This is a genomic window from Ideonella benzenivorans, from assembly GCF_020387415.1.
Classification (GTDB): domain Bacteria; phylum Pseudomonadota; class Gammaproteobacteria; order Burkholderiales; family Burkholderiaceae_C; genus Ideonella; species Ideonella benzenivorans.
In genome coordinates, this window is record NZ_JAGWCB010000018.1 from 34,500 (window position 1) to 55,002 (window position 20,503).

The 20,503-nt window shown below is 69.5% G+C and carries 18 protein-coding genes; 10 read left to right on the forward strand and 8 right to left on the reverse strand.

Annotated features, from left to right (window positions below):
- Window positions 1-12: 12 nt before the first annotated feature.
- Window positions 13-1,230 carry an NAD(P)/FAD-dependent oxidoreductase gene (locus KGA65_RS16610; RefSeq protein WP_310740981.1) on the reverse strand — a complete coding sequence of 406 codons (1,218 nt, stop codon included), beginning with the start codon at window positions 1,228-1,230 and terminating at the stop codon, window positions 13-15.
- Window positions 1,231-1,342: 112 nt separating this feature from the next.
- Here KGA65_RS16610 and KGA65_RS16615 point away from each other — a divergent pair, with 112 nt between their 5' ends.
- From KGA65_RS16615 to KGA65_RS16625, 3 genes are all read left to right on the forward strand, one after another.
- Window positions 1,343-1,732 (forward strand): TraR/DksA family transcriptional regulator, encoded by a 390-nt coding sequence (locus KGA65_RS16615; protein ID WP_225864242.1) that lies wholly within the window; start codon window positions 1,343-1,345, stop codon window positions 1,730-1,732.
- Between the two features lie 49 nt (window positions 1,733-1,781).
- On the forward strand, window positions 1,782-2,192 hold the full coding sequence (locus KGA65_RS16620; protein WP_225864243.1) for a hypothetical protein: 411 nt from the start codon (window positions 1,782-1,784) through the stop codon (window positions 2,190-2,192).
- 78 nt (window positions 2,193-2,270) lie between these two features.
- A complete protein-coding gene (locus KGA65_RS16625; protein WP_225864244.1) occupies window positions 2,271-3,962 on the forward strand; it encodes a SulP family inorganic anion transporter in 1,692 nt (563 codons plus the stop codon).
- Window positions 3,963-3,979: 17 nt separating this feature from the next.
- Here KGA65_RS16625 and KGA65_RS16630 read toward each other — a convergent pair whose 3' ends face one another.
- Together KGA65_RS16630 and KGA65_RS16635 are read right to left on the reverse strand one after the other, a co-directional pair.
- On the reverse strand, window positions 3,980-5,263 hold the full coding sequence (locus KGA65_RS16630) for a solute carrier family 23 protein (RefSeq protein ID WP_225864245.1): 1,284 nt from the start codon (window positions 5,261-5,263) through the stop codon (window positions 3,980-3,982).
- Window positions 5,264-5,370: 107 nt separating this feature from the next.
- Window positions 5,371-5,547 carry a hypothetical protein gene (locus KGA65_RS16635; protein ID WP_225864246.1) on the reverse strand — a complete coding sequence of 59 codons (177 nt, stop codon included), beginning with the start codon at window positions 5,545-5,547 and terminating at the stop codon, window positions 5,371-5,373.
- An 89-nt stretch (window positions 5,548-5,636) separates the two neighbouring features.
- On the opposite strand from KGA65_RS16635, the gene KGA65_RS16640 reads away from it, so the two are divergent.
- Complete coding sequence (locus tag KGA65_RS16640; protein ID WP_225864247.1) at window positions 5,637-6,536, forward strand: LysR family transcriptional regulator; 900 nt, start codon at window positions 5,637-5,639, stop codon at window positions 6,534-6,536.
- A gap of 6 nt (window positions 6,537-6,542) precedes the next feature.
- Here the strand turns inward: KGA65_RS16640 and KGA65_RS16645 are convergent, their stop codons facing one another.
- From KGA65_RS16645 to KGA65_RS16655, 3 genes are read right to left on the reverse strand one after another with little or no spacing between them, the layout of a single operon-like run.
- Window positions 6,543-8,267: an ABC transporter ATP-binding protein gene (locus KGA65_RS16645; protein WP_225864248.1), complete on the reverse strand. Its 1,725-nt coding sequence runs from the start codon at window positions 8,265-8,267 to the stop codon at window positions 6,543-6,545.
- A 4-nt stretch (window positions 8,268-8,271) separates the two neighbouring features.
- The gene (locus tag KGA65_RS16650) at window positions 8,272-9,333 is read right to left on the reverse strand and encodes an ABC transporter permease (RefSeq protein WP_225864249.1); all 1,062 of its coding nucleotides are present in this window, start codon (window positions 9,331-9,333) and stop codon (window positions 8,272-8,274) included.
- Window positions 9,330-10,268, reverse strand: a complete 939-nt coding sequence (locus tag KGA65_RS16655; RefSeq protein ID WP_225864250.1) for an ABC transporter permease — start codon at window positions 10,266-10,268, stop codon at window positions 9,330-9,332. The genes KGA65_RS16650 and KGA65_RS16655 overlap by 4 nt, the downstream gene beginning before the upstream one ends.
- 225 nt (window positions 10,269-10,493) lie before the next feature.
- Between KGA65_RS16655 and KGA65_RS16660 the strand changes: the two genes are divergently transcribed.
- Genes KGA65_RS16660 through KGA65_RS16670 form a run of 3 tightly spaced genes read left to right on the forward strand, consistent with a single transcriptional unit; the run spans window position 10,494 to window position 16,039 of the window.
- A complete protein-coding gene (locus tag KGA65_RS16660) occupies window positions 10,494-12,275 on the forward strand; it encodes an ABC transporter substrate-binding protein (protein WP_225864251.1) in 1,782 nt (593 codons plus the stop codon).
- Window positions 12,276-12,312: 37 nt separating this feature from the next.
- On the forward strand, window positions 12,313-14,187 hold the full coding sequence (locus KGA65_RS16665) for an ABC transporter substrate-binding protein (protein ID WP_225864252.1): 1,875 nt from the start codon (window positions 12,313-12,315) through the stop codon (window positions 14,185-14,187).
- Window positions 14,188-14,191: 4 nt separating this feature from the next.
- The gene (locus KGA65_RS16670) at window positions 14,192-16,039 is read left to right on the forward strand and encodes an ABC transporter substrate-binding protein (protein WP_225864253.1); all 1,848 of its coding nucleotides are present in this window, start codon (window positions 14,192-14,194) and stop codon (window positions 16,037-16,039) included.
- Between the two features lie 9 nt (window positions 16,040-16,048).
- Here KGA65_RS16670 and trxC read toward each other — a convergent pair whose 3' ends face one another.
- Both trxC and KGA65_RS16680 read right to left on the reverse strand, forming a co-directional pair.
- The gene (gene trxC / locus KGA65_RS16675) at window positions 16,049-16,489 is read right to left on the reverse strand and encodes a thioredoxin TrxC (protein ID WP_225864254.1); all 441 of its coding nucleotides are present in this window, start codon (window positions 16,487-16,489) and stop codon (window positions 16,049-16,051) included.
- Window positions 16,490-16,530: 41 nt separating this feature from the next.
- Window positions 16,531-17,118 carry a hypothetical protein gene (locus tag KGA65_RS16680; RefSeq protein ID WP_225864255.1) on the reverse strand — a complete coding sequence of 196 codons (588 nt, stop codon included), beginning with the start codon at window positions 17,116-17,118 and terminating at the stop codon, window positions 16,531-16,533.
- A 117-nt stretch (window positions 17,119-17,235) separates the two neighbouring features.
- Here KGA65_RS16680 and KGA65_RS16685 point away from each other — a divergent pair, with 117 nt between their 5' ends.
- From KGA65_RS16685 to KGA65_RS16695, 3 genes are all read left to right on the forward strand, one after another.
- Window positions 17,236-18,831, forward strand: a complete 1,596-nt coding sequence (locus tag KGA65_RS16685; protein ID WP_225864256.1) for an AmpG family muropeptide MFS transporter — start codon at window positions 17,236-17,238, stop codon at window positions 18,829-18,831.
- Between the two features lie 31 nt (window positions 18,832-18,862).
- Window positions 18,863-19,783 carry a M48 family metallopeptidase gene (locus KGA65_RS16690; protein WP_225864257.1) on the forward strand — a complete coding sequence of 307 codons (921 nt, stop codon included), beginning with the start codon at window positions 18,863-18,865 and terminating at the stop codon, window positions 19,781-19,783.
- A 132-nt stretch (window positions 19,784-19,915) separates the two neighbouring features.
- Entirely contained in the window at window positions 19,916-20,461 is a 546-nt protein-coding gene (locus KGA65_RS16695; protein ID WP_225864258.1) for a hypothetical protein, read from the forward strand.
- Window positions 20,462-20,503: the final 42 nt, after the last annotated feature.

The following is a 20,503-nucleotide window of genomic DNA, read 5'->3' on the forward strand; positions in this document are numbered from 1 at the left end:
TCTCCTCGGCCCTCAGCGGATCGGCAGCATCAGCTTCAACAGCCCACGGGCGCTGGCCAGATCCCCGGGGCTGGCCGTCTCCTCCAGCATGCCGGACATGCGCCGGCGCAGGCCCTCGCTGCGCTGGGCCCGCCAGATCACCAAGTCGGCGATCCAGGGGTGGGCGTTGATCCGGTTGGCCTTCTCATACAAATCAAAGCGCGGCTTGAGGGCCGACAGACTGGCTTCATAACGCAACCGGACCGCATCGTCGGCGGCCTCGGACAGCAGCGCATCGGCCGCCAGCATGCCGGTTTCCAACGCCTTGCCAATGCCTTCACCGGTGAAGGAATAGGTGCTGCCAGCCGCTTCGCCCGTCACCAGCACGCCCGGCGCGCTCCAGTGCGCCCCTTCCAGCGTGAAGCGCAAAGGGGCTCCCTTGAGATCCCCCACCCACTCGCCGCCGTCCACCAGCGCCCTGGCGGTGGGATGGTGGCGACAGAAGGCCTCGAACACCGCCCGCAGGTTCACCTCCTGCTTGGTGCCGCGCCCGTCGCCCAGGGTGCTGTGGCTGTGGGCAATGCCCACCCCGATGTTGAACACCCCATCCGGGCCAGGAAAGATCCAGCCATAGCCCGGCCGCAGGCTGCGGTGCCAGACCACCTCCATGGCCTGCAGCCGGGCCGCCATGGCAGGATGTCGGACATAGCCCCGCATCGCCACCCCGCTGGGCACCCGCCGGCGACACAGGCCTGCGGCCAGCAAGGCCTGCGGCACCGCGCCTGTGGCCAGCACCACCCAGCGGGCGGAGATCTCATGCACCGCCGCCCCCTGCCGCAGGGTCGCGCCCTGGGTTCGGCCCAGGGCATCACTCAACAGCCCTTCGAAGCGCCAGGGCGCCTGGAAATCGGCGCCGGCGGCCACCGCCGCCTCCAGCAGAATCTGGTCGAGCTCACGGCGCGGCAAGACCGCCAGCCGTGCTGGCACCTCCACCCGTCCCCCGCGCGGCCCGATGCAGGCCACCCGCGGCACCGGGTGCGCCCGGGCGGCCACCGCCTGGGCCACCCCCAAACGGGCCAAGGCCGCGTGGGCGTCCGGGATCAGGCCATCGCCACACACCTTCTCGCGCGGAAAGGCCTGCTGGTCCACCAGGCACACCTGTTGGCCGGCCCGCGCCAGCATCTGGGCACAGGCCGACCCGGCCGGTCCGGCTCCCACCACCAGCACGTCGCAGCTTGCAGGCAAACTCATGCCGGCCATTGTAGGGAGGCGTGTGCAATCCACCGGCACGCGCGGGAGCCTTGATGCGCATCAAGATGGAAACCCCAGGTCGCCCGCACCATGGCGGCAGAAGGAGACTGACATGACCACCGCTCTCACCGCCGCCCAACGGGCCGAACTGGGTGTCCTGCTGAAGGACCGTCTGGCCACGCTGGAGGAAACGCTGGCCGCCCAAGAAGGAGGACTGAGCCGGGTTGACGCGGCCGCCGAACTGCTGGAGCAGAACCGCGAAGATGGCACCCAACGCGATGCCGACCGCGAGGTGGCCCAACAACGCGCCGACATCGGCCACCAGGAACTGGGGCTGGTGCGGCAAGCGCTGCAGCGGCTGGACACGCCCAGCTACGGGCTGTGCCTGCAATGCGGCCAGCCGATCAGCTGGTCGCGTCTGAAGGCCGAGCCCTGGACCCTGCACTGCGTCACCTGTGAACGCACCCATGATCAGGCGCCGGCCCAACCGGCCAGCCTGTGACCCCCACACCCCGTCAAACACGACAACGACTCACTGAGGAACCGACACCATGACCACCTACCACGCCGTCGTCTGGATGGACCAGAAAGAAGCCCATGTGATGCACTTCGACGCCGAGGCCATGCAGGCCGAACGCGTGAAGTCGCGCAGCCACCACCAGCGTGCCGCGGGCCAGTTGCAGAAGGACACCCACCACGCCGGCATGACCGAGAAGGAAGAGGCCGAGTACTTCGGCGCCGTGGCGCAAGCCCTGGAAGGCGCCAAGGAAGTGCTGGTGGTGGGCCCGGGCCGCCTGCACGAGGAGTTCAAGGCCTGGCTCGACAAGCACCACCCGGCCGTGGGCAAGAGCATCGTCGGCAGCGAGAAGGCCGACCACCCGACCGATGGCCAGATCGTCGCGCTGGCCCGCCGCTACTTCCACAAGTTCGACAACCTGGCGGGCAACGCGGGCGGCCGCTGATCGCCACGACCGGCCCCCGGGATGGGTGCCGGTGGGGGTATGCTGCACAGCGATGATGAACCGCTCCACCCCCGTGCGATGACGCTGCGCCCCCCGCGCCGTGAGGCGCCCTCCGATGTGCTGCGCGACGACCTGCTCGCCGCCGCCATCATCACCATCCTGTTGATCCCGCAGAGCCTGGCCTATGCCCTGCTCGCCGGGCTGCCCCCGCAGGTGGGGCTGTACGCCAGCTTCCTGCCACTGATCGCCTACGCCCTGCTGGGCACCAGCCAGGTGATGGCCGTCGGCCCGGCGGCCGTGCCGTCGCTGATGACGGCCCAGATGCTGGGCGCGGTGCTGCCGCAATTCCCGGGGGTGGCGCCCGAGGCCGCCGCGCTGGTGCTGGCCGCCGAGGTCGGCCTGCTGCTGGCCGCCGCCGCGCTGCTGCGGCTCGATGCCCTCACCGCGCTGCTGTCGATGCCGGTGCTGCAGGGCTTTGTCGCCGGCGCCTGTCTGTCCATCGTCGCCACCCAGGCGCCGGTGCTGGTGGGCAGCAGCGCCCGCGGCACCAGCCTGCCGGAGGTGCTGCAGCGGTGGTGGCAGGCCGAGCTGCCCTGGCAGGGCTGGACGGCCGCCTTCGGCCTGGCCGCCCTGGCCGCCCTGCTGCTGGTGCGCTGGCGCGGCCGGCGCTGGCTGGGCCGCTGGCTGCCCCCGGTGCAGGCCGCCCTCCTGACCAAGATGGCGCCGCTGGCGGTGGTCGGCTTGGCCATCGCCGCCTCGCTGGCCTGGGAGGTGGCACAGCACGGGGTGCGCACCGTGGGGGCCTTGCCCCGCATCGGCCTGCCGCTGGCCTGGCCGCTGACCGACCCGGCGCTGTGGCGGGCCCTGTTGCCCTCGGCCGGCGTGCTGGCTCTGGTGACCGCGGTGGAAAGCCTGGCGGTGGCCGAATCGCTGGGCCTGAAGCGGGGCGAGCGCATCGTGCCGCGGCGCGAACTGGCCGGCCTGGCCGCCGCCAACCTGGCCGCCGCGGTCAGCAGTGGCCAGCCGGTGGCCGGTGGCCTCTCGCGCAGCGCGGTGGCCTTTGATGCCGGCACCCGCACCCGCTGGGCCGGCCTGTACGTGGCCCTGATGATGGCGGTGGCCGCCCTGGTCCTGGCCGGCCCGCTGGCCGCGTTGCCGCGGGCGGTGCTGGCCGCCATCATCGGCCTGGCCGCCTGGTCGCTGATCGACTGGCGGCCCTTCCGCCAGGCCTGGCATTACGACCGCGGCGAGTTCGTGGTGATGGCTGGCGTCGCCGCGCTGACCCTGCTGGTCAATGTCGAGAAGGCACTGGTGGTGGGGGTGGCGGTGTCGATCGCGCTGCTGCTCAAGCGCACCGCCCGGCCGCATGTGGCCCGCATCGGCCGCGTGCCCGGCACCGAGCATTACCGCAACGTGGACCGTCACCAGGTGGAGTGCACGCCCGGCGTGCTGGCGCTGCGCATCGACGAGAGCCTGCTGTTCACCAACGCGCGCCAGCTGCCCTCCGAGGTGGTGCCGCAGCTGCAGCCCGACACCCGGCGCGTGGTGCTGCTGATGAGCCCGGTCAACACGATCGACTTCAGCGGGCTGGAGGCGCTGGAAGCCCTGGACGCCCTGCTGGCCGAACGCGCCATCGCGCTGGATCTGGCCGAGATCAAGGGGCCGGTGCAGGACCGTCTGCAGACCCTGGGCTGGCCCCAGCACTTCCGCGGCCGGATCTTCCTGAGCCTGCACCAGGCGATGCAGGCCGGGCCGGCCGCGGCAGACTGACGAGCGCGGAGAAGGCCTCAGGCCTTCTTGCCGCCCAGCAGCGCGTACAGCAGGATGGCGCCGAAGGTGGCTGTGCCGATGCCACCCAGCGCAAAGCCGCCAAAGTGCAGCGTGTAGTCGCCGGTGCCCAGCACCAGCGTCACCGCCGCGACGATCAGGTTGCGGTTGTCGGTGAAGTCCACCTTGTTGTCGACCCAGATCTTGGCGCCCGAGACGGCAATCAGACCGAACACCACGATGGACACGCCGCCCATCACCGCCAGCGGGATGGTCTGGATCAGCGCGCCGAACTTGGGCGAAAAGCCCAGCACGATGGCCAGCAGCGCGGCGAAGACGAAGTTGGCGGTCGAGTAGATCTTGGTCGCGGCCATCACGCCGATGTTCTCGGCGTAGGTGGTGACGCCCGAGCCGCCCACCGAGCCCGAGACCATCGTCGCCACGCCATCGCCCAGGAAGGCGCGGCCCATGTAGCGGTCCAGCGGCCGACCGGTCATCGCGCTGACCGCCTTCACATGGCCCAGGTTTTCGGCCACCAGGATCAGCGCCACCGGGGCGATCAGCAGCGCCGCCGAACCGGTGAAGACCGGGCTGGCGAAGTGCGGCAGGCCCAGCCAGGCCGCATTGGCCACACCGGTGAAGTCCAGCGGCTTGCCCAGGCCCAGGCCGTTGGTCAGCACCGCATAGATGACCGACGCCAGCACCAGGCCGGCCAGGATCAGGAGGCGCTGCAACAGGCCGGAAGTGCGCACCGCCACCAGGCCCACGCACAGCACGGTCAGGCCCTGCATCCACTTGTCGAATTCGGTGGGGGCCATGTTCTTGATTGGCACGCCGGCCAGGTTCAGGCCGATCACCGCCACCACCGCGCCGGTGACGACCGGCGGCATCAGGCGCTCGATCCAGGCCGTGCCCACGCCCATCACCAACAGGCCGATGGCGGCATAGACCGCCCCGCAGACGATGATGCCGCCCAGCGCCACACCGATGTTGGCGTTGGCCCCGCCGCCGGCAAAGCCGGTGGCCGCGATCACCACGCCAATGAAGGCGAAGGACGAGCCCAGGTAGCTGGGCACCTGCCCACCCACCATCAGAAAGAAGATCAGGGTGCCGATGCCCGACATCAGGATCGCGACATTGGGGTCGAAACCCATCAAGATCGGCGCCAGCACAGTGGAGCCGAACATCGCGATCACGTGCTGCATGCCCATCACCGCGGTCTGCGGCCAGGACAGGCGTTCATCGGGGGCGACGACGCGGCCGGGCTCGGCCGGCACTTCGCGCCAGTGGGGAATCAGGGACATGCGATCTCCTCGCTGTTGTTCGATGGTCAGGTGGGAACCGGACCGCGGTCGAACCGCGGACCATCGGCCAGTGTAGGAGACGCGCGCCCCGGGGCCGCGGCGCCAGCTCAGTCGGCCCGCCGATCGTCGACCAACCGACAGGGCCGCCCGGGACGTTGCAGCCAGTAGCGCAGACCGCCCTCGCCCAGGCCCAGGTCGTGCAGTTCACGGGCATCCAGCGAAGGCGAGGCAGGACGGGAGAGACGGCGCAACAGCCGGACCAGCCACAGGAAGAGGGTGTGCATGGCGAACTCCAGGGAAGAGAGCGCCATGGTCCGTCGCCGGCTACCATCTGGAAAGTTGAATCTTCTGACGCATTCATTCAGGAAATCTGATGCGTAACCTCAGCCTGGACCAGCTGCAGACGCTGGTGGCCATTGCCGACCTGGGCACGCTGGCCGCCGCCGCCCAGGCCCTGCACCTGGCGCCGCCCACGGTGAGCCTGCACATCCATGAGCTGGAGACGCGGCTGGGCCTGGTGCTGCTGGTGCGCGACCGCAAGGGCGCCCGCCCCACGCCGGCCGGCGCCGTGCTGGCGGAGGACGCCCGCCGCCTGCTGCGGGAGCTCGACGATGCGGTGGCCCGGGCCCGCCGGGTGGCCGAGGGCCGGGCCGGCAAGGTGCGGCTGGGCACCTCCAGCGGCGTGGTGGTGCACCAGCTGCCCGAGGTGCTGGCCCAGCTGGCCCGCCACAGTCCGGACGTGGAGGTGGAGCTGAGCATCCTGGGTTCGCAGCAGACGCTGGAACGCCTGCTGGCCGGTCAGCTGGAACTGGGCATCGTCGCCCTGCCGCTGGCACCGCAGGGCGAACTGGTCGTCACCCCCTGGCGCGAGGACACGATGATGGCCTGGCTGCCCGCCGGCTGGGCCGTGCCCGACGCGGTGACCCCGGCCTGGCTGGCCGAGCGCCCGCTGATCGCCAACGACGGCAGCACCCAGATGCACCGCTTGACCACCGCCTGGTTCGCCCAGGCCGGGCAGCACCCACGGGCCCGCATTGAGCTCAACTACACCGAGGCGATGAAAAGCCTGGTCGCCGCCGGCTATGGCGCGGCGGTGCTGCCGCTGGAACACGGCCCCGACACCCCGCTGCCAGACCAGGTGGTGCTGCGCCCGCTGACGCCGCCGCTGGTGCGCCGGCTGGGCCTGGCGCACCGGCCGGTGGCGCTGCTGGAAGCCCCCACGCGCGCGGTGCTGCAGATGCTGGAGGCCGGCACCGCGGCGCCGGCCCCCTGAGGGGCCTCAAGCGACGGACGCCGCGCCGGCCGGCTGCCAGCCCTTGGGCACCGCACCGATCAGTCGGCGGGTGTAGTCCTGCTTCGGGTGGTGCAGGATGTCCTCGGCGCTGGCCTGCTCGACCACCTCGCCGTCCTTCATCACCAGCACCTCGTCGGAGATGAAGCGCACCACCGCCAGGTCGTGGCTGATGAAGATGTAGGACAGGCCCAGCTCGTCCTGCAGGTCCTTGAGCAGGTTGAGCACCTGGGCCTGCACCGACACGTCCAGCGCGCTGACCGACTCATCGAGCACCAGCACCTCCGGGTTGAGCGTCAGGCAGCGGGCGATGGCCACCCGCTGGCGCTGGCCGCCGGAGAACTCGTGCGGGTACTTGCCAAAGGCGCTCGCATCCAGCCCGACCTTGACCAGCAGCTCGCGGGCGCGCTGCTCGCGCTCGGCCGCGTTCGCGCCGATGCCGTGGATGGTCATCGGCTCGATCAGCGCCTGGCCCACGGTGAAGCGTGGGTTCAGCGAAGCGTACGGGTTCTGGAACACGATCTGGATGCGACGGCGCATCTGCTGCCACTCGGCCGGTTTGAGCTTGAGCAGGTCCTGGCCGTCGAAGATCACCTCGCCGCTGGTCGGCTCGTGCAGGCGCAGCAGCGTCAGGCCCATCGTGGTCTTGCCCGAACCCGATTCGCCCACCACGCCCAGCGTGTGGCCGCGCTTCAGCTTGAAGTTGACGTCGCGCACCGCGCGGAATTCGCGCTGGCCGAACAGCCCGGTCTTGAAGAAGAAGCTCTTGGCCAGCGACTTCACCTCCAGCACCACCGGCGCAGCCGGATCCTTGGCCCGCGCGGGGGCGTCGGCCTGACGGCCGGCGATGTGGTCATCGATCACCATCAGCCGCGCCGGGTTGTGCTCCAGGCTGGGCCGGCAGGCCAGCAGGGCCTTGGTGTAGGGATCCCGGGGGGCGCTGAAGATCTGCGCGGCCGGGCCGGTCTCGCGGATGGTGCCGTGGCGCATCACCACCACCTGGTCGGCGATCTCGCCCACCAGGCCCAGGTCATGGCTGATGAAGAGCACCGACAGGCCCCGCTTGGCCTTCAGGCTGGCCAGCAGCTCGATCACCTGGCGCTGGATGGTCACGTCCAGCGCGGTGGTCGGCTCGTCGGCGATCAGCAGCTGCGGCTCGCAGGCCAGCGCCATCGCGATCATCACCCGCTGCTGCTGGCCGCCCGAAAGTTCGTGCGGGTAGGCCTTCAGGCGCCGCTTGGGCTCGGGAATGCCCACCTCCTGCAGCAGCGACTCGGCCTTCTCCAGCGCCGCCTTGGCCGACAGGCCAAGGTGCACCAGCAGCGGCTCCATCAGCTGCTGGCCGATGGTGAACACCGGGTTGAGCGAGCTCATCGGGTCCTGGAACACGCAGGCGATCTCGCGCCCGCGCAGCGCGCGCAGGTCGGCCGTGCTGGTCTGCAGCAGATCCTGGCCGTGCCAGAGGATGCGGCCGCTGCGGCGGGCGTTGACCGGCAGCAGGTTCAGGATGGACATGGCGGTCACGCTCTTGCCCGAGCCCGATTCGCCCACCAGGGCCACCGTGCTGTGGGCTGGCACGTCGAAGCTCACCGTCTGAGCCCCGCGACCCACGGCCTCGGCCAGCTGTTCCTGGCCGTTGACCTGGCCCATGCGGAAAGCCACCTTCAGGTCCTGGATGGACAGCAGCATGTCTTGCTCGTTGTTCGGGTTCATCGTCTCACTCCAGGCCGCGCAGCTTCGGGTCCAGCGCATCGCGCCAGGCATCGGCCATCAACGAGAAGGCCGTGACGAACACCGCCATGAAGACGGTGGCCGCGGCCAACTGCCACCAGTAGCCCAGGATCAGCTCGCTCTGGGCCTCGGCCAGCATGGTGCCCCAGCTGACCTGGTCCACCGGCACGCCCAGCCCCAGGTAGGACAGGATCACCTCGCTCTTGATGAAGCCCACCACCATCAGCGACATGCGCACCAGGATCACGTGGCTCACGTTGGGCAGGATGTGGCGGAACATGCGCGACATCGCCGAGGCGCCGATGGCCTCGGCCGCGCGCACGTACTCGCGCATGCGGTGCTTCATGAACTCGGCGCGCACCTGGCGGTACAGGCCGGTCCAGCCGGTCAGGCCCAGGATCAGCACCACGGTGTCGATGCCCCGGCCCAGCACGGCCGCGAAGGCGAAGATCAGCAGAATGTCCGGGATCGCGGTGAAGACGTTGTAGAGCCACTCCAGGAAATCGTCCACCTTGCCGCCGAAGAAACCCGCGAAGGCGCCCAGCAGGGTGCCCACCAGCGTGGCCACCACCGCCGCCAGCACGCCGACGAAGACGGAGATCTGCGTGCCCTTGATGGCCTTGTCCAGCACGTTGCGGCCCAGGCGGTCGCCGCCCAGCGGCAGGGTCTCGGCCTTGGGAGCCTCCACCGCGTGGTACTGCTTGGCCTTCTCGGCCCACTCGGCGTAGCGCGGCGCCAGCGGGTCCACGTCGCTCAGGTCCACGTTGGGCGCCAGCGACTCGGCCCGGGGTTGGTTCGGATCTGCCGCGCGCGGCCCCATCACCGTGGGCGGCGCGTTGGGCACACCCACCTCGTTCTGCCAGCCCCGCGCCACCAGACCGGCCGCCGACAGCGCGATCAGCGCCAGGAACAGCGCCACCACCACCATCGCCACCAGGCCGACCTTGTCGCCCTTGAAGCGGCGCCAGGCCGCCTGCCACACGCCTTCCGAACGGACCGGCGCCGCGGTGGGTGCTGCGCCCACCGCCTGTTGAACCACTGCATTCATTTCAGCACCACCCGCGGATCGACCAGCTTGTAGAGCAGGTCCGTGCCCAGATTGATCAGCATCGTCAGCACCGCCAGGTAGACGGTGGCTGCCTGGATGACGGGGTAGTCGCTGCGGTTGACCGCCAGCAGCACCTCGCGGCCCAGGCCGGGGATGGAGAAGAAGACCTCGATCAGGAACGAGCCCACGAAGATGCCCGGCAGCGCCAGCCCCACGTTGGTCAGGATGGGGATCATCGCGTTGCGCAGCACATGCTTGAACAGCACGCGGCCTTCGCCCAGGCCCTTGGCGCGCGCGGTGCGCACATAGTCCTGCCCCAGCTCATCGAGGAAGAAGGTGCGGTAGAGCCGCGTCTGCGGCGACAGGCCGACCGCCACCGCCAGCAGCAGCGGCAGTGGCACGTACTGCACCAGGTTGGTCCAGGTGGAATCGCTCCAGCCCTGCACCGGGAACCAGCCCAGCTCGAAGCCGAACAGGTACTGCCCCACGATCACATAGACCAGGAAGGAGATCGACAGCGCGATCGTGGTGATGACCATGATGACGCGGTCGGTCAGCGAACCGCGCACATAGGCCACGCCCAGCGCCACCGGAATGGCCAGCAGCGAGTCCAGGATCAGGATCGGCACCATCACCGTCATCGTCGCCGGCAGGCGGGTGGCGAACAGGTGTGCCACCGGCTCGTTGGTGGCCCAGCTCTTGCCCCAGTCGAAGGTGGCGATCTGCTGGATGAAGATCCACAGCTGAACCCACCAGGGTTGGTCCAGGCCCAGCTCCTGGCGGATCGCGGCGATCTGCGCCTGGGTGGCGTTCTGGCCGGCCAGGATGACAGCAGGGTCACTGCCGAAGAACTTGAAGAGGGCGAACACCAGCAGAACCACCCCCAGGAGGGTCGGCACCATCTGCCACAGGCGCCGTATCAGGTAGGCAAGCATAGGGTGAATGACAAGTTGAGACCTGGCGGCTTGTGGCCACCCGGCCAGACTGAAGAATGCGCGAGTGTAGGTGGGCCTCGGCGACAGCCCTCCCTAACGCAAACCCTGTGCCAGCATGATGACAGCTCGGGAGGCGGATAGACTCCGGCGTTTTCCAACTCGAGACAGCAGTACATGGGCTGGATTCGAACCCTGGCACGGGCCACAAGCCTGGTGCCGCTCCTCATGAGCATGGCCCTGAGCGGGCTCAGCCAAGCCGCTGAGCCCGCCGCCGCGCCACTCAAGACGGTGCGCTATGCACTGAACGCCGCCGAGACAGGCTTCGATCCGGCACGGATCTCCGACCAGTACTCGAACCAGGTCCTGGCGCACATCATCGAGCCGCCGCTCACCTACGACTACCTGGCCCAGCCGGCCGAGCTGCGACTGCGCACCGCCGCCGCGCTGCCCGAGCATTCGGCCGACTACACCGTCTGGACGCTGCACATCCGCCCGGGCATCTACTTCGCGGATGACCCGGCCTTCAAAGGCCACCGACGCGAACTGACCGCGGCCGACTACGCCTACAGCCTCAAGCGCTATTACGACCCGCGCTGGAAGAGCCCGATCTACACCGAGTACCGCGAGTACCACATCCAGGGCCTGGACGCGCTGCGTCAGAAGGCCCTCGACACCCGCCAGCCTTTTGACTACGACGCCCCGGTGGCCGGCCTGCAGACGCCCGACCGCTACACGCTGCGCATCACGCTGGGGCGCCCCGACCCGATCTTCATGCTGGTCATGGCCAATGCCAACACCTTTGGTGCCGTCGCGCGCGAGGTGGTGGAGGCTTACGGTCAGGACGTGGACGCCCACCCCGTGGGCACCGGGCCGTTCCGCCTGACCCAGTGGCGGCGCTCCTCGCTGATCGTGCTGGAGCGCAACCCGGGCTTTCGCGACGAGGTCTACGACGCCCACCCCGCCGCCCACGATGCCGAAGGTCAGGCGCTGCTGCGGCAGTTCAAAGGCCGCAAGCTGCCGATGGTGGACCGGCTGGAATTCGCCATCATCGAGGCGGCCCAACCCACCTGGCTGTCCTTTTTGTCAGGCGACTTCGAACTGGTGCGCGTGCCGCTGGAGTACGCCCCCCTGGCGGCACCTGGGGGCGACCTGGCGCCCAACCTGACCCGCCGGGGCATGACGCTGGAGCGCACGCTGCAGGCCGACCATGCCTACACCTACTTCAACATGAAGGACCCGGTGGTGGGCGGCTACACGCCGGAGAAGGTCGCCCTGCGCCGGGCCATCTCGCTGGCCTACGACAACATGGCCGAGATCAACCGGGTGCGCCGCGGCCTGGGCATCCCCGCCACCACGGCCCTGGTGCCCTACACCTACGGCTACGACCCGTCGCAGAACTTTGGCTTCAGCGAGTACGACCCGGCCAAGGCCAAGGCCCTGCTGGACCTGTACGGCTACGTGGACCGGGACGGCGACGGCTGGCGCGATCTGCCGGACGGCCAACCGCTGATCCTGCACTATTACACCCAGCCCGACGAGACCTACCGCCAGTTCAATGAGCTTTGGGGCAAGTACATGAAAGCCGTGGGACTGCACATGGTGTTCGTCCCCGGCCAATGGCCGGACCAGTACAAGATGGCCCAGGCCGGCACGCTGCAGATCTGGGGCCTGGGCAACAGCGCCACCTCGCCCGATGGCTCGGTGTTTCTGCACGAGGCCTACGGCCCGGAAGCCGGCGCCAACAACCTCCCCTTCTTCGAACTGCCCGCCTACGATGCGCTGGTGCGGCAGATCGACCGCATGCCCTTGGGGACCGAGCGGGATGCGCTGATCCAACGGGCGCAATCCTTGCTGGCGGTGTACATGCCGATCAAGCCCCATGTGCACCGCATTCGGCTGTACCTCTCGCAGCCCTGGCTGCTGGGCTACCGCACCCATCCGTTCGCGCTGGATTTCGGCCGTTATGTGGACGTGGACCGCCAGAAGCGGCCCAACGCCACGCACTGACGGCCCTCAGGCCCACCCTGCCTTCTCCCGACTGTTCATGACCGATTCCGCTTCCTGCCCGCTTGCTGCCGACTCCCCGACCTCACCGGCTCGCCGCCAAGGCCTGAAGACCGCCGGCCTGGCCGGGGCCGCCGCCTTGATCGGCCCCGGCCCGCTGCAGGCGGCCACCGACGGCGCCTCGGCCCGACCGAAGGTGCTGCGCTATGCCCTGAAGGTCGCCGAAACCGGCTTCGACCCGGCCAAGGTCAGCGACCTGTACTCGCACCTGATCATCGCCAACATCCTGGAAGGGCTCTACGAGTACGACCACCTGGCCCGCCCCGCGAAGATCCGGCCCTGTACCGCAGTGGCGCTGCCGGAGGTCTCCGGCGATTACCGGGTCTTCACGGTCCGCTTGCGCCCCGGGATCTACTTCTCGTCGGACCCGGCGTTCAAGGGGCGACGGCGCGAACTGGTGGCCGAGGACTATGTCTACGCCCTCAAGCGCCATGCCGACCCGGCCAACAAGAGCCCGATCTGGGGAGACTATGAAGAGCTGGATTTCATCGGTCTGAACGCGCTGCGCGAAGAGGCGCTGAAGTCCCACCGGCCCTTCGACTACGACCGCGTGGTGCCCGGGGTGCGCGCGCTGGACCGCTACACCCTGCGCTTCGAGCTGAGCCAGAGCCGGCCGCGGCTGATCGAGACCCTGGCCTCGGGGGATACCTTGGGCGCGGTGGCGCGCGAGGTGGTCGAGTTCTACGGCCCCGAAATCATGGGCCATCCCGTGGGCACCGGTCCGTTCAAACTGGTCCAGTGGCGCCGCAGCTCGCTGATCGCCCTGGAGCGCAACCCCGACTACCGGGTGCGCACCTACGACGCCCAGCCCGCTGCCGACGACGCCGAGGGCCAGGCCTTGCTGGCGCGCTTCAAGGGCCGCCGCCTGCCGATGCTGGACCGGGTCGAGGTCTCCATCATCGAAGAGAACCAGCCGCGCTGGCTGTCCTTCCTGAACGGCGAGCACAACCTGCTGGAGCGGCTGCCGGAGGACTTCGCCAGCCTGGCCATCCCGGGCGGCCACCTGGCGCCCAACCTGAGCAAGCAGGGGCTGCGGGCCTACCGCTCGCTGGTGTCGGACATCGTGCTGACCTGCTACAACATGGAAGACCCGGTGGTCGGTGGCAACAGCCCCGAGCGGGTGGCCCTGCGCCGTGCCATGAACCTGGCACTGGACATCCCGCGGGAGATCGACCTGGTGCGCCGCGGCCAAGGCATCCCCGCCCAGGCGCTGATCGTGCCCAACACCTCGGGCTACGACCCACGCTTCCGCTCCGAGATGGGTCAGTACGACCCGGCCCGGGCCCGCGCCCTGCTGGACATCCACGGCTACATCGACCGCAACGGCGATGGCTGGCGCGAGCAGCCCAACGGCCAGCCGCTCAAGCTGGTCAAGCGCACCCAGCCCGATGGCCAGTCGCGCCAGCTCGACGAGCTGTGGCAGCGCAACATGAACGCGATCGGCATCCAGATCGAGTTCCTGACCGCCAAATGGCCCGAGAACCTGAAGGCCTGCCAGGCTGGCAACTACCAGATCTGGGGCGTGGGCTCCTCCGCCACCGCGCCCGACGGCCAGGGCGCGCTGGGGCGCATGTACGGTCCGCTCAAGGGCAGTGCCAACCTGGCGCGCTTCCAGCACGCCGAGTTCGACGCCATCTACCGCCAGCTGCTGGTGCTGCCGGACGGACCGGAGCGCGAGGCCCTGTTCGCCCGCGCCAAGCGCATCGGCATCGCCTACGCTCCTTACAAGTGCCACCTGCACCGCTATGTGACCGACATCACCCACCCGGAAGTGCTGGGCTACCGTCGCGGTGTGTTCTGGCAAAACTGGTGGCAGTACATCGACATCGACCCGACCTTCGCCCGCGAGGCCTGAGCGCATGCCCGACATCCTCCAGACCCCCAACCGCCGGCAGTGGCTGCAGTCCGCCGGCCTGACCAGCGCGGGCACGCTGCTGACCGGTCCGGCCGCGCTGGCAAAGGCCCCAGCGCCCGCGGCCGGCCCCAAGGTCCTGCGCTACGCCTTCAAGGCCGCCGAGACCGGCTTCGACCCGGCGAAGATCCAGGACCTGTACTCGCGCATCATCGTCGCGCACATCTTCGAAAGCCTGTACACCTACGACCACCTGGCCCGCCCGGCCAAGGTCAAGCCGCTCACCGCCGCCGCCCTGCCCGAGGTGTCGGCCGACTTCCGGGTCTTCGTGATCCGGGTGCAGCCGGGCATTTACTTCATGTCGGACCCGGCCTTCAAAGGCCGCAAGCGCGAGCTGGTGGCCGAGGACTATGTCTACGCCATCAAGCGCTTTGCCGACCCGGCCAACAAGAGCCCGGCCTGGGGCGACCTGGAGGAAGCCGGCTTCGTCGGCCTGGCCGCGCTGCGCGAAGAGGCGCTGCAAAAGCGCCGGGCCTTCGACTACGACCGCGTGGTGCCGGGCCTGCGCGCCCTGGACCGCCACACCCTGCGCCTGGAGGTGGCGGCTGCCCGCCCCCGCCTGATCGAGCGGTTGACCGGCAGCGATCTGCTGGGCGCCGTGGCGCGCGAAGTGGTGGAGTTTTACGGGCCCGAAGAGATCATGGGCCACCCGGTGGGCACCGGCCCCTTCCGCCTGGCCCAGTGGCGGCGCAGCTCGCTGATCGCGCTGGAGCGCAACCCCGAGTACCGCGAACGCTTTTACGACGCCGAGCCGGCGCCGGACGATGCCGAAGGCCAGGCCCTGCTGGCCCGGTTCAGGGGCCGCAAGCTGCCGATGATCGACCGGGTGGAGGTCTCCATCATCGAAGAGAGCCAGCCGCGCTGGCTGTCCTTCCTGAACGGGCAGCAGAACTTCATCGAGCGGGTGCCCGAGGAGTTCGCGACCCTGAGCATGCCCAATGGCCGGGTGGCCCCCAATCTGGCCCACCAGGGCATCCAGGGCTACCACAGCCTGGCGCCGGACATCGGCTACACCCTGTACAACATGGACGACCCGGTGGTGGGGGGTTACACGCCGGAACGGGTTGCCTTGCGCCGGGCCATGAACCTGGGCATGGACATCCCCCGGGAGATCAGCCTGGTGCGCCAGGGCCAGGGCATTCCCGCCCAGTCCTTCATCGTGCCCAACACCAGTGGCTACGACCCGAACTTCCGCTCCGAGATGGGGCAGTACGACCCGGCCCGGGCCAAGGCGCTCTTGGACATCTACGGCTACGTGGACCGCAACGGCGATGGCTGGCGGGAGCAGCCGGATGGCTCACCGCTGCTGATCCGCCGCGCCTCCCAGCCCGACCAGTTCTACCGCTCGCTCGACGATCTGTGGCAGCGCGACATGAAGACCATCGGCATCCGCGGGGTGATCGAGCCCGCCAAATGGCCCGAGAACCTGAAGGCCGCTCAGGCCGGCTCGTTGATGAGCTGGTTCGTGAACTCCTCGGCCAGCCAGTTCGATGGCCAGAGCGGCCTGGGCATGCTGTTCAGCCCCAAGATCGGCGGCGACAACATGGCCCGCTTCAAGAACGCCGCGTTCGACGCTCTCTACCTGAAGATGCAGGCCCTGCCCGACGGCCCGGAGCGCTGGGCGCTGTTCCGTCAGGCGCAGCGCATCGGCATCGCCTACGCGCCCTACAAGTGCCATGTGCACCGCTATGTCACCGACATGGCGAGCGCCGAGGTGCAGGGTTACCGCCGTCCGCCGGTCTGGCTCGAGTGGTGGCTGTACGTGGACCTGACACCAGCCCCGGCCAGGGTCTGAGCCCTCGCCTCAGCGCACCGCCCAGGCCGCCACCTGTGCGGCCGGCATCGCGCCGGCCATCCGGTCCACCTCGCGGCCGCCACGCAACTTCAGCAGCGTGGGAATGCTGCGGATGCCGTAGCGGGCCGACAGGCCCGGGTTCTCATCGCTGTTGACCTTGACGAACAAGGCCTGGCCCTTGAGCTGGGCCGCCGCCGCCTCGAACTGCGGCGCCATCATGCGGCAGGGGCCGCACCAGGGGGCCCAGAAGTCCACCACCACCGGCAGCCCACTGCCCGCCACCACCTTGTCGAAGTTGGCGTCGGTCAGCGCCAGCGGGTGGCCGTCCAGCAGGGGCTGCTGGCAACGACCGCACACCGGGTCGTCGCCCAGGCGTTCGGTGGGAATGCGGTTGGTCGCCCCGCAATGCGGGCAGACCATCTGGGTGCGGGAAGAATCGGCGGTGCTCATGCCGTGAAGAATGGGTACGGCGCCGGGTATTTCAAGAGCCCTCAGGGCTGGCGTGGCAGTGGCGGCAAGCCGCCCGGCGGCGGGCGCATGTCGCCGCCCATGTGCAGCGTGACCGGATCGACCACCGTCTGCGACAGGCGCTTGAGCTGATCGATCTCCTCCTGCAGCGAAGCCAGCTTCTCGGCGTGCTCGCGCTGCATGCCGTCCACCTGCTCCACCATCGCCGACATCAGCTGCGACAGCTCATTGGCATGGGCCGCCCGCAGCTCCTCGAGCTGCCGCTCATGGCGCTGCTGCTCGGCCTGCTGCTGCTGGCTGCGCTCCAGCAGCTCGCGCGCATGGCTGTCGGTGGCCGCCCGCAGCTTGGCGGTCAGATCCAGATTGGTCTCGCGCAAGCGTTCCAGCAAGCGCTGGGACGCGGCCTCCGAACGGGCCTCCCCGGCCGCCGCAGGGGCGATCACGGTCGCGGGGCCGGTGGCCCCCAGCGGGGTCGGCCGGGAAGGCCGCGCCGCAGGTGCCGGCGGTGGGTTCTTGGGCTTGCGAAACGACATGACGCCGATCAGCAGCCCCAGGCCCAGCCCGCCCACGGCCCCCAACACCTGCCAGTACCACGCGGGAACATCCGCCATCAAACCCACGGCAACACCCTCACCCGTCGTCTGTCCACCAAGGCGACCATCATCGCCGATTCCTTCCCATTTTGGGCCATCCACCGCCCGCCGGCCCCCCCACTTCTAGAATGGGACATGCCCCTGTCTTCCCCGCCGGCCGCTGCACGGCCCGGCCGTTCCCTGCGTGCGCTGCACCGCCTGCTGGTCGTCACCCTGCTCGGTTTCGCCTCGGGGCTGCCGCTGGCCCTCACCGGTCAGGCGCTGCAAGCCTGGCTCAGCCTGGAAGGGCTGGACGTGGCCACCATCGGCTTTCTGAGCCTGGTGGGCCTGCCCTACACCTTCAAGTTCCTGTGGGCGCCACTGATGGACCGCTTCGACCCGCCCGGCCTGGGCCGGCGCCGGGGTTGGCTGGTGCTCACGCAACTGGCCCTGGCCGGCGCGCTGCTGGCCCTGGCGGCCACGTCGCCCAGCCAGTCGTTACAGACTTTTGCACTCCTGGCGGTGGCTGTGGCGTTTTTGTCAGCCTCGCAGGACGTGGCCATCGACGCCTACCGCACCGACCTGCTGCCGGCGGCCGAGCGCGGCCTGGGTTCCTCGCTCAACGTGATGGGCTACCGGCTGGCGATGATCCTCTCGGGCGGCGTGGCGCTGATCTGGACCGACCCCCACCAGGGCGGCGGCTGGAGCTGGCCGCAGGTCTACCGCCTGATGGCCGGCCTGATGGTGGCCACCGCCGTGGCCAGCGCCACCCTGCTGCCCCGCCTGCCCCGGCCCGAGGTGCCCCGCAGCCTGGCGCGCGAGGACCTGACCGGCTTCCTGGCCGTCACCGCCGCGGCCGGGGCCGGCTACCTGCTGACCCAGCACCTGTGGGTGCCACTGGCCTCGGCCCTGCTGTCACCCTGGCTGCAGGCCACCGCGCTGGCCGCCCCGCTGCAGCAACGCTGGACCGACCTGGCCGCCCTGCTGCTGGGCCTGGCCACCACGCTGCCATTGGCCGCCTGGGCGGCCCGCCGGGCGCGTTTTCACACCCTGCTGTCCGGGCTGGCCAGCTACTTCAACCAACCGGGCGCACGGGCCTTCCTGGCGCTGATCGTGCTCTACAAGCTGGGCGACGCCTTTGCCGGCGCGCTGATGACGCCCTTCCTGCTCAAGACCATGGCCTTCAGCTCGGCCGAGGTCGGGCTGGTCAACAAGGTGCTGGGCCTGTGGCTGACGCTGCTGGGCGCCCTGGTCGGCGGCGCGCTGATGCTGCGCCTGGGCCTGTGGCGGGCGCTGATGCTGTTCGGCCTGGCCCAGGGCCTGAGCAACCTGGGCTTCTGGTGGCTGGCGGTGCATGGGCAGGGCGCGCTGCCCGGGCTGACCATCCCGGCCTTCGACTGGGGCTTCGTGCACCTGGCCCAGGCCACGCCGGTGGATGGCGGCCTGCTGATGGTCATCGCGCTGGAGAACCTGACCGGCGGCATGGGCACCGCCGCCTTCGTCGCCTTCCTGATGAGCCTGACCAGCCAGCGCTTCACCGCCACCCAGTACGCCCTGCTGAGCGCCTTCGCCTCTGTCGGCCGGGTCTGGGTGGGGCCGCTGGCCGGCGTGCTGGCCGAATCGATCGGCTGGCCCCCCTTCTTCCTGCTGTCCACGGTGCTCTCGGCGCCCGCGTTGTTGATGCTCTGGCGTCTGCGTGCGAGCATCCAGGCCCTGGAGCCGGACCCGAACGCGCCCGCCCAGGACGACTGACCCACGAGGCCCCTGCCTTCGACCCACAGCCATGAGCGATTTCCACACCGACGCCCACCTGCCCCTGCCGCCGCTGGCCCATGCGCGCGGCTGCGCCTGCCCCCTGCACCAGCGCCGCCGCGTCGCCGCCCTGGCGGCGGGCGCCACGCTGCTGCCGGCCAGCGTGTTCGCCCAACAGGACGAAGGTGTCGGCCGGCAGGTCGGCAAGGAGTCGAAGTTCACCCAGCTGGTGCCGGCCGAGCAGGTCGAGCAGGCTGCCACGCAGCAGTACGAACAGCTCAAGCGCGATGCCAAGGCCAAGAAGGCCCTGGCGCCGGACAGCCACCCGCAGGTCATCCGCCTGCGCGCCATCGCCCAACGCATCATTCCGCACACCTACGACTGGAACGCCCGCGCCCGCGACTGGCGCTGGGAGGTCAACCTGTTCGGCTCCAAGGAGCTGAACGCCTTCTGCATGCCGGGCGGCAAGATCGCCTTCTACTGGGGCATCCTCAAACAGCTGCAGCTCAGCGACGACGAGGTGGCGATGATCATGGGCCACGAAATGGCCCACGCGCTGCGCGAACACGCCCGAGAACGCATGGGCAAGAGCACGGCCACCCGCATCGGCGCCAACCTGCTCAGCTCGCTGCTCGGCCTGGGCCAGTTGGGCGACGCCGCGCTGGGCATGGGGGCCCAGCTGCTGACCCTGAAGTTCAGCCGCGAGGACGAAAGCGAGGCCGACCTGGTCGGGCTGGAACTGGCTGCGCGGGCCGGCTATGACCCGCGCTCCGGCGTCACGCTGTGGCAGAAGATGCTCAAGGCCAACGAGAGCGCCCCCCCCGAGTTCATGTCCACCCACCCGGCCGGCCCGACCCGCATCGCCGACATCCAGAAAACCCTGCCCAAGGTGCTGCCGCTGTACGACCGCGCGCCCAAGCCACCGGAGCGCTTTGCACCGCCGGCGGCCTGAGACGGTGGCGCCAAGGTGTAAATCACCACAGCATCCCCCCAAAGGGGGACGTCCTCGAACGACCGTGCACAAGGCTTTCCCGCCTTCAGGCTAGATTGCGGTGCCCCTTCATCCTTCCCGTGAGGTACTGACGTGTTTTACCTGTGTGTTCTGCGCTTCAGCGGCAATCCGCTGACTTCTTCCGACCCCCTGGGCGGTGGCACCCTGCTGGATCCCAATGCCAACGACGGCGTGAGCTGGTACGGCGCCGCTGGCGCCCTGGCCACGGGAGACTTGCTGCCGCAGCCGCAGGGCGTGCAGTGGATCAGTTTTGACGATCAGAGCACCGCCCAGGCCTGGGTGACGGCGAGCGGCACGGCCGCGCTGCTGGGCTGCAGCCTGGTGTCGGGTTACAGCCGACCGGCGGGCAACACCAAACTGGCCGTGGTGGTGCACCGCTGGCAGACCTGGGGCGATGCAAACCCCCAGCCGATCTGCGTGAATTGCCCCCCCAATAGTTTTGCTGGCAATTCTCTGCCACTGTGGTTCGGCCAGCCGCTACCGGGATACTCGCCGGCCACGCCGGTGCAAACCTCGGTGCTGCTGTTCGACGACGCGGCCGCGCTGGCCAACTTTGCCGGCACCACCACCGGCAAGCTGTACTTGGCCAATACCTTGTGCGCCCAGCGGCAGGCCTGAGCCGCCTCCGGCTGCACGGCTGGGCCCTGGTGGGGTGGCTGT

Excerpts from the sequence above, each read along its gene's own strand:
- KGA65_RS16610 (WP_310740981.1), bottom strand. The coding sequence starts at position 1,230 with ATGAGTTTGCCTGCAAGCTGCGACGTGCTGGTGGTGGGAGCCGGACCG.
- KGA65_RS16615 (WP_225864242.1), top strand. The coding sequence starts at position 1,343 with ATGACCACCGCTCTCACCGCCGCCCAACGGGCCGAACTGGGTGTCCTG.
- KGA65_RS16620 (WP_225864243.1), top strand. The coding sequence starts at position 1,782 with ATGACCACCTACCACGCCGTCGTCTGGATGGACCAGAAAGAAGCCCAT.
- KGA65_RS16625 (WP_225864244.1), top strand. The coding sequence starts at position 2,271 with ATGACGCTGCGCCCCCCGCGCCGTGAGGCGCCCTCCGATGTGCTGCGC.
- KGA65_RS16630 (WP_225864245.1), bottom strand. The coding sequence starts at position 5,263 with ATGTCCCTGATTCCCCACTGGCGCGAAGTGCCGGCCGAGCCCGGCCGC.
- KGA65_RS16635 (WP_225864246.1), bottom strand. The coding sequence starts at position 5,547 with ATGCACACCCTCTTCCTGTGGCTGGTCCGGCTGTTGCGCCGTCTCTCC.
- KGA65_RS16640 (WP_225864247.1), top strand. The coding sequence starts at position 5,637 with ATGCGTAACCTCAGCCTGGACCAGCTGCAGACGCTGGTGGCCATTGCC.
- KGA65_RS16645 (WP_225864248.1), bottom strand. The coding sequence starts at position 8,267 with ATGAACCCGAACAACGAGCAAGACATGCTGCTGTCCATCCAGGACCTG.
- KGA65_RS16650 (WP_225864249.1), bottom strand. The coding sequence starts at position 9,333 with ATGAATGCAGTGGTTCAACAGGCGGTGGGCGCAGCACCCACCGCGGCG.
- KGA65_RS16655 (WP_225864250.1), bottom strand. The coding sequence starts at position 10,268 with ATGCTTGCCTACCTGATACGGCGCCTGTGGCAGATGGTGCCGACCCTC.
- KGA65_RS16660 (WP_225864251.1), top strand. The coding sequence starts at position 10,494 with ATGAGCATGGCCCTGAGCGGGCTCAGCCAAGCCGCTGAGCCCGCCGCC.
- KGA65_RS16665 (WP_225864252.1), top strand. The coding sequence starts at position 12,313 with ATGACCGATTCCGCTTCCTGCCCGCTTGCTGCCGACTCCCCGACCTCA.
- KGA65_RS16670 (WP_225864253.1), top strand. The coding sequence starts at position 14,192 with ATGCCCGACATCCTCCAGACCCCCAACCGCCGGCAGTGGCTGCAGTCC.
- trxC (WP_225864254.1), bottom strand. The coding sequence starts at position 16,489 with ATGAGCACCGCCGATTCTTCCCGCACCCAGATGGTCTGCCCGCATTGC.
- KGA65_RS16680 (WP_225864255.1), bottom strand. The coding sequence starts at position 17,118 with ATGGCGGATGTTCCCGCGTGGTACTGGCAGGTGTTGGGGGCCGTGGGC.
- KGA65_RS16685 (WP_225864256.1), top strand. The coding sequence starts at position 17,236 with ATGCCCCTGTCTTCCCCGCCGGCCGCTGCACGGCCCGGCCGTTCCCTG.
- KGA65_RS16690 (WP_225864257.1), top strand. The coding sequence starts at position 18,863 with ATGAGCGATTTCCACACCGACGCCCACCTGCCCCTGCCGCCGCTGGCC.